We start from the raw sequence: 12,673 nt of genomic DNA, 5'->3' as shown, positions 1-12,673 counted from the left end.
GGGCGGAGCGCCGGCCCGTTCCGCCTCGGCGGAGAGCACCGAGATCGGCCGGTCCCGGTCGTCGCGCTGCCCGACCAGGCCCGGCTGGCGGGTCATCATCAGCCAGGCCCGGGCCAGCTGCTCCCAGCGCTGCGCGAGGGAGGCGGCGCGCCACACCTCGTACCCGCCGGTGGGCAGGATCTGATGCTCACCGCTGTACCGGGCGGCGCTGGACCCGGTCAGGTCCAGCTCGCCGACCAGCCCCGCCGCGTACGCCACCTCGAAGAGCAGCGCGGCGGTGGCGTCGTCCAGCCCGAGGTTCCGGGCCATCCGGCGCAGGTCCCGCACGCCCACGCCGCCGGAGCGCAGCACCGGGGCGGGCTCGTCGCTCAGGCTCTCCAGCAGCGCCTCGGTGTGCCGGACCACCTCCATGGTCTGCCCGGCCCCGGCCGAGTCCACGGCCTTCGCCTCCCGCGGCGGGCTGGCCACCACCGGCGGGCTGGTCCGCAGTGGGCCCAGCGGTCCGCTGTCGCGGCGCAGCAGCAGCCCCACCTCGCGGGGCAGCTCCACGGTGCCCGCGCCGCCCTTGCCGCCGGACATCCGCACGAGCAGCCGGTGCTCGACCAGCCAGCGGATCGGCGAGCCGGTCGGCGCACCACCGTTGACCAGGTCCGGCGGGAGGGCGTCCTCGGTGCCGGTGGCCGGGGCCTCCAGCGCGCCCGCCGGCACGGTGCCGACCGGCGGGCCGGCCGCCAGCCGGTCCAGGATCGCCCGGGCCGACGGCGGGGCGGCCAGCAGCGTCCGCCGCAGCTTCGCCGGGTCCGCGCACAGCGCCGCCGCCCGCGGGTCCAGCTCCGCCGCCGGTCGGCCCAGCCCCGCCGGGTACGGGGCAACCTCGTCGACGCCGCCCACCACGTGCAGGTCGTGCTCCGGGCCGTACAGCAGGAAGAGCGCCCGCACCCGGTCCACCGCGCCGCGGACGGCGGCCGGCGCGGGCGGGTGCGACCCGGCGGTGGCCATCGCCAGGATCGCGTCGACGGTGGTGCCGCCGTTCTCCGGATCGCGGGTGAGCCGGGCGGCGTCCAGGATCTGCAGGGTGAACTGGTCGAGCCCGTCCAGCGCCCGGGCCACCGAGACCCGCGACTGGGCGCGGATGGCGAGCGCGGAGACGTCGGCCGGCACCGGCACGACGAGGTCGGGCCGCAGCTGGAGGAGGGCGGCCAGGGACTCGTCGGGGAGCGTCCGCAGATGGTCGGCGAGTGAGGAGTTCATCGTCGTTCCACGCTAGCCCGCCCGAGCCCGGTCGCGCCCCTCGGACGGGTACGTTCTCGGCATGCCCGCACTGATGGTCGGCTTCGACCTCGACATGACCCTGGTCGACTCCCGCCCCGGCATCGCCGCCGCCTACCGGGCATTGACCGCCCGGACCGGGGTGCCGGTGGACGCCGAGCTGGCGGTGTCCCGGCTCGGCCCGCCGCTGCGTACCGAGATCGCGCACTGGTTCCCGCCGGAGCAGGTGGAGGAGGCGGTGACGATCTACCGGGAGCTCTACCCGGCGTACGCGATCACCCCGACGCTGCCGATGCCCGGCGCGGCCGAGGCCATCGACGCGGTGCACGCCCGGGGCGGCCGGGTCATGGTGGTCACCTCGAAGATCGGCCGGCTGGCCAAGCTGCACCTGGACCACCTCGGGCTGGCCGTCGACGAGCTGGCCGGCGACCTGTTCGCCGAGGAGAAGGCGACCGCCCTGCGAGAGCACGGCGCGACCCTCTACGTGGGCGACCACGTGGCCGACATGGCCGCCGCCGGCGCGGCGGGAATCCCAGGCGTGGGAGTGGCGACGGGGCCGTGCGCCGCCGACGAGCTGCGGGGCGCCGGAGCCGACGTGGTGCTGGATGATCTCACCGGATTCCCGGCGGCGCTGGACCGGATCATCCGGCTAGCCTTGGAGGGGTAGCGGTCTTCAAGAGCGAAGCAGGGGTTTCAGGTGCCGACGGGTCGAGTGAAGTGGTATGACGCGGCCAAGGGATACGGCTTCGTCACCAGTGACGAAGGTGGCGACGTATTCCTGCCCAAGGGCGCGCTACCGGCAGGTGTCACCGACCTGAAGGGCGGCCAGCGGGTCGATTTCAGCGTGGTCGACAGCCGCCGGGGCGCCCAGGCGATGGGGGTGAAACTGCTGGAGGCGCCGCCGTCCGTGGCGGAGCTGCGCCGGCGGCCGGCCGAGGAGCTGCACGGCCTGGTCGAGGACATGATCAAGGTGCTGGAGGCGAAGGTCCAGCCGGACCTGCGCCGGGGCCGGTTCCCGGATCGCAAGACCGCGCAGAAGATCGCTCAGCTGGTCCACGCGGTGGCGCGCGAGCTGGAGGTCTGAGGGACGAGCCCGGCGTCGGCGGCCCGGCCCAGCAGCGCCTCGACGGCGGCGAAGCCGGCCTCACCCAGGTCGGCGGTGAACTCGTTGACGTAGAGGCCGATGTGCCGGTCCACCACGTCGGGCTCCATCTCCTGCGCGTGCGAGAGCACGTACTCTCGGCTGGCCTCCGGGTCGGCCCAGGCCTGGCGTACCGACTCGCGGATCCAGCCGGCCGCCTCGACCGGGTCGACCGCGCCCTTGCGGGCCAGGATCGCGCCGAGCGGGATCGGCAGCCCGGTGTCGCCCTCCCACCACTCGCCGAGGTCGACCAGGGCGGTCAGCCCGTGCCGCGGGTAGGTGAAGCGCGCCTCATGGATCACCAGCCCGGCGTCGTACCGCCCGGCGGCGACGCCCGGCATGATCTCGTGGAACGGCACCACCTCGATCCGCGCCGGCGGCTGCTCCGCCGCCCAGAGCCGGAACAGCAGGTACGCGGTGGTCCGCTCGCCCGGCACCGCCACCGTCGCCCCGGACAGATCGGTCCGGTCGCCCCGGGTGAGCACCAGCGGCCCGCACCCCCGGCCCAGCGCCCCGCCGCACGGCAGCAGGTGGTAGTCGTCCAGCAGCCAGGGCAGCGCCGCGTAGCTCACCTTCACCAGGTCGAGCGCCCCGCGCTCGGCCACCGTGTTGGTCACGTCCACGTCGGCGTAGGTCACCTCGACCGGCGGTGCGCCCGGCACCCGGCCGTGCACCAGGGCGTCGAAGACGAAGGTGTCGTTGGGGCAGGGGGAGATCGCCAGAGAGAGCGCCACGCCCCCACGTTAACCCCGCCCCGCCGGGCCTCCGCCACCCCGGCCCCTCGGCTGTGACCCGCTCCGCCGGACGTGCCCGCCCTGGCCCGTCTCGCCGGCCGTCTTTCTGGCTTCCGCCTTCGCTTGCGCCGGCGTCATTTGGCATCGGTCGCGCGGCCGGCCTCGCCAGCGGCCGTCATTGGTTTGGAGCGCCTTTCGAGCTGATGCCGTGAACGACTCACCAGACGATGCCGAAGGCCGTGAGCTGCTCTCGTGTCCGACAACGGTGCCCAACCTGCTGGGACGGCGAGCGGCCGCGACGCCGCCTGACATCACCAGCGACTCAGCTCGAAAGGCTGCTGCTCATCCACAAGCCCCCCGGCCGAAAAGCCGATATCCACAAGGTTATCCACAGGCCGGTGGCATCTGTTGATAGGGCGCCAGCGAGTTCGGCAGCATCCGGGGCATGGCGGAATCGACTGACTCGTCCCGGCAGCGGGCGGACCTCGGCGACCTGCTTCGGCGGCTACGGCGGCGAGCCGACCTCAGCCAACGGGAGTTGGCCGCCCGGGCGGGCGTGCCACAGGCCGCCGTGGCGCGACTCGAGTCCGGTCGGGCGGCCGACCCCCGCTTCCGGACAGTGGAGCGGCTGGTCCGGGCGGCTGGGGGAGAGCTGCGGTTCGACGTCGGCCGCCGAGACGCCGGGCGTGACGGCGGACGCCGCGCCGGCCTGGCCGATGTGCCGCACGGGCAGCTGAGGGACCGGGCGGACCGCCACTACCCGGCCCACCTGGACGTCTGGGAGGTCCGCGAGCCGAAGGACTGGCCCGGCGCGTGGTGGGCGGAGTGGTACACCCTGCCGCCGGAAAAGTGGCCGCTGCCGCTGCCACCGGCGACGTATCAACTCGACCGTGAGCGTCGGGACCGGCGTCGGGCGCGCCAGCGGGTGCGCGGCGCGGCCACCGTGCGGCGGGTGACCGGGGCGGCGCTGCCGATGACGTCCTGGCGGTTCGTGGCGGAACTGCCCGGCGGCGAGCTGATCGGCGAACTCCGGGCGCATGAGCGGAGCCCGCACCTGGACTGGGGTGGGCCGGAGCGCCCCGGGGAGCGCGAGGTCGTGTTGGACGGCGTGCTCGTCGCCGCCGAGCATCGCGGACTGGGCATCGGGCGGCGCCTGGTCGGGGCGCTGACCGCGGAGGCGTTCCGCGCCGGCGTCGTTGCGATCCACGCCGTGGCGGAGTTCGGGGGCATTCGTCTCCTGCTCGCCTGCGGCTTCAGGCTCCAGGCCAGCCGGCCCGCCGCGCTCCGGCTGGAGCGGCCGGTCAGCGTAGCGCAGCCGCTGCCGCACTGAGGGCGGCGAAGGCTTCCCGCATCCGCCACGCGCCCCGGTCCCGAGGCCCGATCGGGTTGGACACGGTGCGCAGCTCGGCGAAGGGCAGGCCGGCCTGGGCGGCGGCGACAGCCACGCCGTACCCCTCCATGGCCTCGGCCACCGCGTCGGGGTGCCGGGCGGCGAGGGCCGCGGTGCTCTCGGCCGTGCCGGTCACCGTGGTGACGGTGAGCACCGCGCCGGTGATCGCGCCGGGCAGCGCCGCGCGCAGGGTGTCCAGCAGTGCCGGGTCGGCGGGCACTGTGCTGCCGGTGCCGAGCAGCTCCGGTGCCATGCCCAGCTCCTCGATGGGGAGGAAGCCCTCCGGCGACTCGGCGCCCAGGTCCGCGGCGATGCTGCGGGTGGCCAGCACGGTGCCGCCGACCGCGACCCGGCCGGCGAAGCCGCCCGCGATGCCCGCGCTGACCACCGCCCGGTACGGCCGCCCGGCCCCCTCGGCCAGTGCCAGCAGGCGGGCGGTGGCGGCGCCGGCCCCGGCCGGACCAACCCCGACCGGGGCGACGGTCACCGTGGGGTCGGTGAGGCCCGCTCGGACCGCCTCCGCCTCGGCGGGCACCGCGGTCACCACCAGCAGTCCGCTCACCCGCGGGGCCCCCGGGGCTCCCGCTGGTCCTCGTCCGAGTTGCCGGGGCCGCCGACGGACGAGGAGGGGCGGTAGATGTGGAAGCCGGGCGGCGCCAGTCCGTCGTCGACCGGTCCGGGCGCGTCGTTGCTGGCGGGGGCCGGCGAGGTGGGCGCCGGGTCGCTGAACTCCTCGGCGGGCTCCGGTTCCAGCTCGTCGTCGCCGAGCGGGCGACCGATCAGGTGCTCGTTGCGGAGCCGGGTGGCCACCAGCACGCCGCGGGCGGCCACCAGCGCCGCGACGCCGGCGACGACGGCGACCCCGACCTGCCCGGTGAACGGGACCAGCCCCAGGCCGCCGCCGGCCACGAAGGCGAGCATCAGGGCGGTCTCGGAGTGGGCGAAGGAGCTGGCCCGCAGCCGCTCCGGGATCCGCTCCTGGATGGAGGCGTCGACGGCCAGCTTGGCGATGCCGCTGATCAGCGAGGTGATCAGGCAGAGCAGGGCGACCAGCGGCAGTGAGAACTTCAACGCGGCCAGCACCGCGACCCCGGCCACGACGATCATGCCGCTGGACTGGATCGCGGTGGGCCGGTGGATGCGCAGCCGGGTGCCGATGGCGGTGGCCAGGAAACTGCCGACCGCGAGGGCCCCGCCGACCAGGCCCAGCGCGGCCTGGGCGCCCAGCGTCCGGCCGAAGAAGTCGGTGGTCAGGTCGCCGGCCTTGATCGCGAAGGCCAGGTAGAGCAGCAGGAAGCCGTACAGGCCGCGCAGCGCGGCGGCGCCGATCAGGGTGGCGATCACCAGCCGGCCGGCGGGGCGGCCCCGGCCGAGTGGCCGCTCGCCCTCCCGGCGCAGGGCCCGCAACGGGCGGGGGACCCGCTCCGGGGGCTCCGAGTCCGCCCTCGGCGGCAGCCGCAGCGAGATGACCATGCCGATCAGGAAGATCAGCGAGGCGACCCGGAGCGGCCACTGCGCACCGAACCAGAACGCGGCCAGCCCGAGCGGGGCGACCAGCCCGCCGGCCACCGTGCCGTAGACGCTGGCCCGGGCGCCCACCTGGGACAGCCCCAGCCCCTCCGGCAGCAGCCGGGGCACCGCCGCCGAGCGGGCCACGCCGTACGCGCGGGAGAGGGCCAGCACGCCGAACGCCGCCGGGTAGAGCCCGAAGCTGCCGATGTAGTCGGAGATCAGCCAGGCCAGGAAGGCCCGGCCGAGCATGGTGGTGGCCAGCGCGTACCGGCGGCCGTGCCGGAAATGGTCCAGCAGCGGGCCCACCACCGGGGCGAGCATGGCGAACGGCACCATGGTCACCAGCAGGTAGAGCGCGACCTTGTTCCGAGCCTCGCCCAGCGGCACGTCGAAGAAGATCGTGCCGGCCAGCCCGATGGCGATCAGGGTGTCCCCGGCGCAGGAGAGGGCGTGCAGGTCGAACATGCGGACCATGCCGACCTCGTTGCCGGCGCTGCGGGCCCGGGCCGACCCGGCCCGCCGGGTCATCCACCGTCCGCCCCGCAGCGAGCCGCGGAGCAGCAGGCGGGTGGCGCGGATGCCCGTACCGACGGTCCGCCCGAGGACGGACCGCCCGGAGCGGGAGGACGACGGCATGCCCCCCATCCTCACCCATCCGCTCCACGCGTGCGCCGTCAGCCGGTGAGAACGACCCCGGGGAGTGCCTGTCGGCCGACCGTGGGCATGGGGAACAATGGGTGAGTGACCAGGCCCGCCTCCGCCCGCGCTCCCCGGCTCGACCAGGTCTGCGCCGCCGCCGTCGAGGTGGCCCGCGCCGGCATCACCGAGGTGGAGCCCACCGACGTGGGCGAGCACCTCCAGGCCGTCGCCGAGGGCGACCGCCTCGTCACGCACTACTTCGAGTGCCGAATGGGCGGCTACCGCGGCTGGCGCTGGGCCGTCACGGTGACCCGGGTGCCGCGCAGCCGCACGGTCACCCTCTGCGAGACGGTCCTGCTGCCCGGGCCCGACGCGCTGCTCGCCCCCGGCTGGCTGCCCTGGCAGGAGCGGCTCAAGCCGGGCGACCTCGGCCCCGGTGACCTGCTGCCCACCCCGGCGGACGACGAGCGTCTCGTCCCCGGCTACCTGCTCTCCGACGACCCGGCGGTCGAGGAGACCGCGTGGGAGCTGGGCCTGGGCCGGCCCCGGGTGCTGTCCCGCGAGGGCCGGTCGGAGGCCGCCCAGCGCTGGTACGACGGCGACCACGGCCCCTCGGCCGCCATCTCGGTGGCCGCGCCGGCCGCCGCCCGCTGCGGCACGTGCGGCTTCTACCTGCCCCTGGCGGGTGCGATGCGGCAGGCCTTCGGCGCCTGCGGCAACTTCTACGCCCCGGACGACGGCCGGGTGGTGAGCGCCGACCACGGCTGCGGCGCGCACTCGGAGACGCTGGTCGAGGCGGCCGACACCCCGGTGGACGAGCTGCCCACGGTCTACGACGACAGCGCGGTCGAGGCGCTCTCGGTCAGCCGCGCCCCGGGCTCGGTCGAGGCGGCCGAGCCGGCGGAGCCGTACGGCCACCCCTGACGATCAGCCCTGACGGGCGGCGGCCTCCCGGCGGCGACGCCGGTTGGCGTCGTGCCGCATCATCACCGCGAGGCCGGGAAAGCCCCAGAGGAATCCGGCGAGGCAGGTCCAGAGCCAGTTCTGGTGCCCGTGCTCGGTGAGCCAACCGCGGAAGAAGATCAGCAGCACCAGCCCGACCACCGCCCAGACGATCAGCCCGGCGACGGCGAACGGCACCATCGGCGGGTCGAGCGGCTCGGGCCGCGGCGGTTGCTCCTGGGGCACCGGCACAGCGTACGCGATCGTCCTTCCCTGCCCGTCGGTCATCTGGGACGATGCGCGACAGCCAGTCGAGACCCTGCGAGGACCTGATGGCCATAGCGCCCCCGCCGGACCATGGCACCCCACCCGATCGCGCGCACCCGCGTAACGGCTTCGACCGTTTCTTCGAGATCTCCGCCCGCGGCTCGCACCCGAGCCGGGAGGTACGCGGCGGCCTGGCCACCTTCTTCACGATGGCGTACATCGTGGTGTTGAACCCGCTGATCCTCGGCGGCGCGGTCGACGGGGACGGGCGCAAGCTGGCCATCCCGGCGCTCGCCGCGGCCACGGCGCTGGTCGCCGGCGTGATGACCATCCTGATGGGAGTGGTGGCCCGGTTCCCGATCGCGCTGGCCGCCGGCCTGGGCGTGAACGCGCTGGTCGCGTTCGAGATCGCGCCGGGGATGACCTGGGCGGACGCGATGGGCCTGGTGGTGATCGAGGGCGTCCTGATCGGCATCCTGGTGCTCACCGGCCTGCGTACCGCGGTGTTCCGCTCGGTGCCGACCCAGCTGAAGACGGCGATCGGGGTGGGCATCGGCCTCTTCCTGACCCTGATCGGCCTGGTCGACGCCGGGTTCGTCCGCCGGGTGCCGGACATCGCGAACACCACCGTCCCGGTCGGCCTCGGCATCAACGGCAAGATCGTCAGCTGGCCGATGCTGGTGTTCGTGCTGGGCCTGCTGCTGACCGTGGTGCTGGTGGTCCGCCGGGTACGCGGCGCGATCCTGATCGGCATCCTCGCCTCCACCGTGCTGGCGATCATCGTCGAGGCGGTCGGGCACATCGGCCCGTCCTTCGTCAACGGCAAGCCGAACCCGAAGGGCTGGGCGCTGAACGTGCCCCGGCTGCCGGAGAAGGTCGTGGACGTCCCGGACCTGTCCCTGCTCGGGCACTTCAACGTGCTGGGCTCGTGGGGCCGGGTGGGCTGGCTGGTCCCGCTGATGTTCGTCTTCACCCTGCTGATCACGGACTTCTTCGACACGATGGGCACGATGGTCGCCATCGGCCAGGAGGGGGACATGCTCGACGAGCGGGGCACCCCGCCGCGAGCCCGGGAGATCCTGCTGGTCGACTCGATCGCCGCGGCGGCCGGCGGTGCGGCCAGCGTCTCCAGCAACACGTCGTACCTCGAGAGCGCGGCCGGGGTCGCGGAGGGGGCCAGGACCGGGGTGGCCAACCTGGTCACCGGCGGCCTGTTCCTGCTGGCCATGTTCCTCGCACCGCTGTCGGCGATCGTGCCCTTCGAGGCGGCCTCGACCGCGCTGGTGGTGGTCGGCTTCCTGATGATGACCGCGGTACGCACCATCGACTGGGCCGACTACGAGATCGCCGTCCCGGCGTTCCTCACCATCGTCCTGATGCCCTTCACCTACTCGATCTCGAACGGGATCGGGGCGGGCGTCATCAGCTACGTGCTGGTGAAGCTGGCGCGGGGGAAGGTCCGGGAGATCCACCCCCTGCTGTACGGGGTGGCCGCCCTGTTCATTCTCTACTTCCTGCGCGGCCCGATCGAGGCGCTGGTGCGCTAGAACCGGTCGGAGCAGGCCAAACCCCTCGTGAGCCTGGTCATAACGCATGTCGTTAGCCAGGCTCATTAGTTAAGCTAACTACTGTGACGGAGCGGACGGTGACGGCGAAACGCGTGCCACCGGCGCAGCTGGCCCCTCAGCTGCGTGATGCGATCACTCGACTCAACCGGCGGGTCCGACAGGCCCGGCCGGTCGGTGACCTGACGGTCACCCAGCTCTCCGCGCTCACCAGCCTCAACCTGGCGGGCGCGTTGACACCACGGGAGCTGGCCGACGTCGAGCGGGTGCAGCCGCCGACGATGACCAAGATCGTCGCGAAGCTGGAGGAGCGCGGCCTCGTGCAGCGCACCCCCCACCCGACCGACGGCCGGCAGGTCATCCTCGCGGCGACCGAGGGGGGACGGGCCGTGCTCGAGCAGTTCGAGCGGGCCCGCAACTCGTGGCTGGCCGACCGGTTGGCCGCGCTCACCGAGGAGGAACGCGACACGCTGCGGCGTGCCGCCGAGATCCTGCAGGGCATCGCTCGCGCCTGACGGTCCCGCGTTCCGCGGTCCGCTTCGTCCGTTGTGGGTGAGGCGTACATGATCGCGAGGAGGCGCACCAAGAGTGCAGGCCAAGTTGAGCACGATGTTCCAGTCCCTTCGAGTCCGCAACTACCGACTCTTCGCCACCGGACAGCTGATCAAGTTGATCGGCGTCTGGATGATGTACATCGCCCAGGACTGGCTCGTCCTCGACCTGACCGGCAACTCGGCCACCGCGCTCGGCGTCGTCACCGCGCTGCAGTTCACCCCCGTCCTGCTGCTCACCCTGTTCTCCGGCCGGCTCGCCGACCGGTACGACAAGCGGATGCTGCTCTTCATCGCCAACCTGTTCTGGACCGTGCTGGCGCTGGCGATGAGCATGCTGGTGGTCACCGGGCTGGTGCAGCTCTGGCACGTCTACGTGTTCGCTCTCCTGCTCGGCGTGTTCAACGCGATGGAGACACCGGTCCGGCAGGCGTTCGTCTCCGAGCTGGTGGGCGTGCCGCTGCTGCCGAACGCGCTCTCGCTCAACGCGGCCACCTTCAACTCCGCCCGGATCCTCGGCCCGGCCGTCGCCGGCCTCGCCATCGCCGCCTTCGACGTCGGCCCGGTCTTCCTGATCACCGCGTTCAGCTCGATCGCCCCGCTGGTCAACGTGGTGCGGATGCGGACGAGCGAGCTGTACCGCAAGGACCTGCCGCCGACCGGCGAGCGCGACCAGGCCAAGGTGGTGGACGGCCTCCGGTACGTCTCGCGCCGCCCCGACATCCTGCTGCCGATGGCGCTGATGTCGGTGATCGGGATGAGCCTGTTCAACTTCCAGCTCACCCTCGCCGCCCTGTCCAAGACCGTGTTCCACACCGGCGCCGCCTCGTTCGGCCTGTTCACCACCGCCCTCGCGGTCGGCGCGCTGACCGGCGCCCTGGCCGGCACCGGGCGGCGCAGCCGCCCCACGGTGTGGCTGGTGCTCGGCGCGGCGATCGGCTGTTCCACCTTCGGCACCCTGGTCGGGCTCGCGCCGTCGTACTGGCTGGTCGCGGCGCTGCTGCTGCCCACCGGGTTCTTCATGGTCTTCTTCGCCCAGGCCGCCAACCAGCGGGTCCAGCTCGGCGTCGACGCCTCCTTCCGGGGCCGGGTCATGGCGCTCTGGGTGCTGGTCTTCCTCGGCACCAACCCGGTCGGCGCGCCGATCATCGGGTGGGTGGCCGAGACCTTCGGCGCCGGCGCGAGCATCTGGATCGGGGGCCTGATCTCGCTGGCCGCCGCGCTGCTCGCGCTCACCTGGCAGCTGCGCCGCTCCGGTGCCCGGCTGCGGCTGCGCGTGCTGCCGATGCCCCGCTTCTACGTGGTGTCGCCCGGCGCGGAGTGAACCTCCCGCGAAGGACCGGTTCCCGTCCCGGGGACCGGTCCTTCCTCATTCATTCGCGGCCGGATGTCGGCAATCGGGTAGCGGGCGGCCACCATACGGCCTAGCGTCGATGTGTGGGGGTAGGGCGGGGACTGCTACTGGCGTTGGCGATTCTCGCTGTCTGCTGCCTGCCCGCCCTCTTCGCGCTGCTGTTCTGCGCCGACGAGATCCTCGACCGGGTCGCCTGCGGGTGGGCCGAGTGGCGGGAGCAACGCCGGGAGCGGCGCACCATCGCCCGGCTGGACCGGGCCATCGAGGCGGACGCACTCACCCGGGACATCGACCTCACTGAGTTCGACCGGGAGGGGCGGCGACCGCTGGAACAGCTCGCCGTCGACCTGCGCCGGCTCGGCGGGCACCGGCTCGCCGCCGCCGACCGGTCCGTGGTGTGGCACGGCGCGGTCATCGACGCGTACGACGAGCGACTGCGCGCCGCCTGTGGGGCGCTGGGCATCGTCGAGCACCTGTCCGACCTGGACGGCGTCGACCGGGAGATCGAGCGGGTACGGGTGGAGGGGCTGCTGCACGCCGCGGGGCTCACCCTGCCGGCCGCCCGCCCCGGCCACCATCAGCGGCACCGCTGACCGGTGCGGCTCTTCGTCGCGGTCTACCCGCCCCGGCCGGCGGTCGACGACCTGACCGCACAGATCCGCCGGCTCCGGGTCGGTGCCGCCTCCGCCGCCGGCACCAACGTACGGCTGGCCGACCCGGCCAACGTCCACCTCACCCTCGCCTTCCTCGGCGACGTGGAGGACGACCGGCTGGTGGAGGTGGAGAGCGCGCTCGGCGGCTCGGCCGAGACGTTCCGGGACGGCCGGGACAGTTCGCTGCGGCTGCGCCTCGGCGGCGGCGGCAGCTTCGGGCGGGGCCGGTTCACCATCCTCTGGGTGGACCTGCGGGGCGACGTCGACGGGCTGGCCACGCTGGCCCGGCTGATCCGCCTGGGCCTGCGCCGGGCCCAGCTGCCGCACGACGAGAAGCCCTTCCGCCCCCACCTGACCATCGCCCGCCCCGGCGACCGGATCGACCGGGCCGAGGTGTTAACCGACCGGGAGGCCCTGCACGACTACGAGGGCCCGGAATGGCCGGCCGACGAACTGGTCCTGGTCCGCAGCCACCCCGGCCCCTGCCCGACCTACGACCGCCTGGCCGCCTGGCCGATCTGACCCGCCCGCGCCGCCCGACCGATCTGACCCGCCCGCGCCGCCCGACCGATTTGACCCGGCCGCGCCGCCCGGGCGCCCGGCCCGCCGGCCGCGGGTTGCGGCATGTCGGGGCCTCCCAGCGAGCGGAAGGCGCG

At 73.9% G+C, this 12,673-nt stretch carries 13 protein-coding genes and 1 pseudogene; 9 read left to right on the top strand and 5 right to left on the bottom strand.

Features of this window, described 5'->3' with window-relative positions:
- Positions 1–1,251: pseudogene (locus tag ACWEVO_RS14655) on the bottom strand (helicase-associated domain-containing protein); the annotation flags it as partial.
- Positions 1,252–1,312: 61 nt separating this feature from the next.
- On the opposite strand from ACWEVO_RS14655, the gene ACWEVO_RS14650 reads away from it, so the two are divergent.
- A complete protein-coding gene (locus ACWEVO_RS14650; protein ID WP_452308038.1) occupies positions 1,313–1,936 on the top strand; it encodes an HAD family hydrolase in 624 nt (207 codons plus the stop codon).
- A gap of 30 nt (positions 1,937–1,966) precedes the next feature.
- Positions 1,967–2,353, top strand: a complete 387-nt coding sequence (locus ACWEVO_RS14645; RefSeq protein WP_088997128.1) for a cold-shock protein — start codon at positions 1,967–1,969, stop codon at positions 2,351–2,353.
- Here ACWEVO_RS14645 and ACWEVO_RS14640 read toward each other — a convergent pair.
- Entirely contained in the window at positions 2,314–3,144 is an 831-nt protein-coding gene (locus ACWEVO_RS14640; RefSeq protein WP_452308037.1) for a 1,4-dihydroxy-6-naphthoate synthase, read from the bottom strand. The genes ACWEVO_RS14645 and ACWEVO_RS14640 overlap by 40 nt on opposite strands.
- 445 nt (positions 3,145–3,589) lie before the next feature.
- Between ACWEVO_RS14640 and ACWEVO_RS14635 the strand changes: the two genes are divergently transcribed.
- Entirely contained in the window at positions 3,590–4,474 is an 885-nt protein-coding gene (locus ACWEVO_RS14635) for a GNAT family N-acetyltransferase (RefSeq protein WP_452308036.1), read from the top strand.
- Here the strand turns inward: ACWEVO_RS14635 and ACWEVO_RS14630 are convergent.
- Complete coding sequence (locus ACWEVO_RS14630) at positions 4,446–5,096, bottom strand: futalosine hydrolase (protein ID WP_452308035.1); 651 nt, start codon at positions 5,094–5,096, stop codon at positions 4,446–4,448. The genes ACWEVO_RS14635 and ACWEVO_RS14630 overlap by 29 nt on opposite strands.
- Entirely contained in the window at positions 5,093–6,682 is a 1,590-nt protein-coding gene (locus ACWEVO_RS14625; protein WP_452308034.1) for an MFS transporter, read from the bottom strand. The genes ACWEVO_RS14630 and ACWEVO_RS14625 overlap by 4 nt, the downstream gene beginning before the upstream one ends.
- 105 nt (positions 6,683–6,787) lie before the next feature.
- Between ACWEVO_RS14625 and ACWEVO_RS14620 the strand changes: the two genes are divergently transcribed.
- Entirely contained in the window at positions 6,788–7,609 is an 822-nt protein-coding gene (locus tag ACWEVO_RS14620; RefSeq protein WP_452308033.1) for a DUF3027 domain-containing protein, read from the top strand.
- A 3-nt stretch (positions 7,610–7,612) separates the two neighbouring features.
- Here the strand turns inward: ACWEVO_RS14620 and ACWEVO_RS14615 are convergent, their stop codons facing one another.
- Entirely contained in the window at positions 7,613–7,873 is a 261-nt protein-coding gene (locus tag ACWEVO_RS14615) for a DUF2530 domain-containing protein (RefSeq protein WP_452308032.1), read from the bottom strand.
- Between the two features lie 86 nt (positions 7,874–7,959).
- Between ACWEVO_RS14615 and ACWEVO_RS14610 the strand changes: the two genes are divergently transcribed.
- The 5 genes from ACWEVO_RS14610 (at position 7,960) to thpR (ending at position 12,539) form a co-directional block, all read left to right on the top strand.
- Entirely contained in the window at positions 7,960–9,441 is a 1,482-nt protein-coding gene (locus ACWEVO_RS14610) for an NCS2 family permease (RefSeq protein ID WP_452308039.1), read from the top strand.
- An 83-nt stretch (positions 9,442–9,524) separates the two neighbouring features.
- The gene (locus tag ACWEVO_RS14605; RefSeq protein WP_452308031.1) at positions 9,525–9,974 is read left to right on the top strand and encodes a MarR family winged helix-turn-helix transcriptional regulator; all 450 of its coding nucleotides are present in this window, start codon (positions 9,525–9,527) and stop codon (positions 9,972–9,974) included.
- 73 nt (positions 9,975–10,047) lie between these two features.
- Complete coding sequence (locus ACWEVO_RS14600; RefSeq protein ID WP_452308030.1) at positions 10,048–11,334, top strand: MFS transporter; 1,287 nt, start codon at positions 10,048–10,050, stop codon at positions 11,332–11,334.
- Between the two features lie 113 nt (positions 11,335–11,447).
- Entirely contained in the window at positions 11,448–11,957 is a 510-nt protein-coding gene (locus ACWEVO_RS14595; protein ID WP_452308029.1) for a hypothetical protein, read from the top strand.
- Between the two features lie 3 nt (positions 11,958–11,960).
- Entirely contained in the window at positions 11,961–12,539 is a 579-nt protein-coding gene (gene thpR, locus ACWEVO_RS14590) for an RNA 2',3'-cyclic phosphodiesterase (RefSeq protein ID WP_452308028.1), read from the top strand.
- Positions 12,540–12,673: the final 134 nt, after the last annotated feature.

It is taken from the genome of Micromonospora sp. NPDC003776 (assembly GCF_053605645.1).
Note: the sequence above shows the minus strand (reverse complement) of the source record. Positions and strands in the feature narration are given on the sequence as shown.